The organism is Asanoa sp. NPDC050611, assembly GCF_040654855.1.
GTDB lineage: Bacteria > Actinomycetota > Actinomycetes > Mycobacteriales > Micromonosporaceae > Asanoa.
The window spans coordinates 1-2,042 of record NZ_JBFAIU010000634.1 but is presented as its reverse complement, the minus strand read 5'-3'; the positions used below and the strand labels follow the sequence as shown (position 1 = coordinate 2,042).

3 protein-coding genes are annotated in these 2,042 nt (G+C 73.3%); 2 read left to right on the top strand and 1 reads right to left on the bottom strand.

Annotated elements, in window-relative coordinates; all coding sequences use genetic code 11:
- Positions 1-198: hypothetical protein (locus AB0H87_RS41255; protein WP_360159156.1), on the bottom strand; the 198-nt coding region annotated here is incomplete at its 3' end.
- A gap of 27 nt (positions 199-225) precedes the next feature.
- On the opposite strand from AB0H87_RS41255, the gene AB0H87_RS41250 reads away from it, so the two are divergent.
- Both AB0H87_RS41250 and AB0H87_RS41245 read left to right on the top strand, forming a co-directional pair.
- Positions 226-1,344, top strand: a complete 1,119-nt coding sequence (locus AB0H87_RS41250; protein WP_360159154.1) for a sensor histidine kinase — start codon at positions 226-228, stop codon at positions 1,342-1,344.
- A complete protein-coding gene (locus AB0H87_RS41245; protein ID WP_360159153.1) occupies positions 1,341-2,009 on the top strand; it encodes a response regulator transcription factor in 669 nt (222 codons plus the stop codon). The genes AB0H87_RS41250 and AB0H87_RS41245 overlap by 4 nt, the downstream gene beginning before the upstream one ends.
- Positions 2,010-2,042: the final 33 nt, after the last annotated feature.

Below are 2,042 nucleotides of genomic sequence, written 5' to 3'. Positions count from 1 at the left end.
GTAGAAGACGACGGCGAAGCCGCCGAACTGCCCGCCGAAGCCGGACAGGGTCTTGCCCAGCCACAGCCGGCGGAACGTGGCGTGGCGCAGCGGGGTTCGATGCTTGCCGCGGCCGGCCGGCAAAGCGTCGTGCCGGCGCAGGCATCCGCTACGACATCCGCGGTACGCGCCGGCTACCACGGGCGCTGGATGCCTCACCGCCACCACCCGATCTACAGTTCGGTCATGCGCCCCGACCTCCCGTACACCATCGCCGGTGTCGTTCTCGGCGCCTTCGTGCTGGGCGAGGCCGCGTTCGCACCGGAGGCCGCGCCGATCGGCGCGATCGACGTCGCCCTGGTCGTCGTGATGGCGGCGGCGGCCGCGGTGGGCCGGCGGTATCCGCTGGTCGCGCTGAGTGTGGTGACTGCGGCCATGCTGGCGTTCTACCTGCGGGTGCACGGCGGGGTGCCGCCCGCGTTTCCCGTCATGGGCGCGGTGTACGTCGCCGCCTGGCGGGGAAACCGTGCGGCGGCGGCGCTGGCCAGCGTGGTGTTCCTCGTCGGCTTCCTGGGCCGCGACATCTCGGTCGCGCCCAGCGACCGGCCCGCGCAGCAGATCGTGGAGCGCACGTCCCTCCTGCTGGGCTGGTTCGTGGCAGCCAACATCGCCGCGCTCGTCGCACGGCAACGCCGGGCCTATCTCGAACAGGTCGAGCAGCGGGCGGTCGAGGCCGAACGCACCCGGGACGAGACGGCGTTGCGGCGGGCGGGCGAGGAACGCCTCCGGATTGCCCGCGACCTGCACGACTCGCTGACCCACAACATCTCCCTGATCAAGGTGCAGGCCGGCATCGCCGTGCACCTGGCCCGCAAGCGCGACGACGAGCCGTCGGCCGCGCTGCTCGCGATCCAGGAGGCGAGCAGCGCCGCGATGCGGGAACTGCGGGCAACGCTGGACGTGCTGCGCGGGGACTGCGTCGGGCTGGCGCGGGTCGACGAGCTGGCGGAGCGGACGCTGGCGGCCGGGGTGCCGGTGACGGTGACCGTCACGGGCGAGCCGAGGGACCTGCCGGTCGAGGTCGACCAGGCGGGTTACCGCGTCGTCCAGGAGGCCCTGACCAACGTCGCCCGCCACGCCGGACCGGCCACCGCCCAGGTCCAGGTGGAGTACGCGTCCGCGCGGCTGACGGTCTCGGTGACCGACGACGGTGTGGCGTCGACCGCCCACCCCGTCACGGCCGGCGTCGGCCTGCGCGGCATGCGCGAGCGGGTCGTCGGGTTGGGCGGCACGCTGCACGCGGCGCCGAGAGCCGGCGGCGGTTTCGCGGTGGAGGCCAGGTTCCCGCTGGACGGCGCGGCGTGATCCGGGTCCTGATCGTCGACGACCAGGCCCTGATGCGGGCCGGATTCCGGGCGCTGCTCGAGGCCGAGGACGACCTGGACGTCGTGGGCGAGGCGGCCGACGGTGCCGCCGCCGTGGAGCTGTCGACGCGGCTGCGGCCCGACGTGGTGCTGATGGACGTGCAGATGCCGGGACTCGACGGCATCGAAGCCACCCGACGCATCGCCGCGGACCCGGACCTCGGCGCGGTCCGCGTCCTGATCCTCACCAACTACGGCCTCGACAACTACGTCTTCGGTGCGCTCCGGGCCGGCGCCAGCGGGTTCCTCCTGAAGGACGCGGACCCCGCCGACCTGCTGCAGGCGGTCGCGGTGGTGGCCCGCGGCGACGCACTCCTCGCCCCGACGGTCACGCGCACGCTGATCAGCGAGTTCGTCACCCGCGCACCGGCGGACCCGGTGGCCGGCCGGGACGTGCTGACCGCCCGCGAACGGGAGATCGTCGAACTCGTCGCCCAGGGCCTGAGCAACGAAAAGATCGCGGCGCGCATGGTGATCAGCACACTGACGGCCAAGACCCACGTGAACCGGGCGATGACGAAACTGCACTGCCGCGACCGCGCCCAACTGGTCGTCTGGGCGTACGAGTCAGGCCTGATCACCCCACGCCGACAAACGCGCCCCTGAGGCCGCACCGGCGAGCTGCCCGGTGCGGCCTCC

Coding starts and splice junctions, on each gene's coding strand:
- AB0H87_RS41250 (WP_360159154.1), top strand. CDS start 226: ATGCGCCCCGACCTCCCGTACACCATCGCCGGTGTCGTTCTCGGCGCC.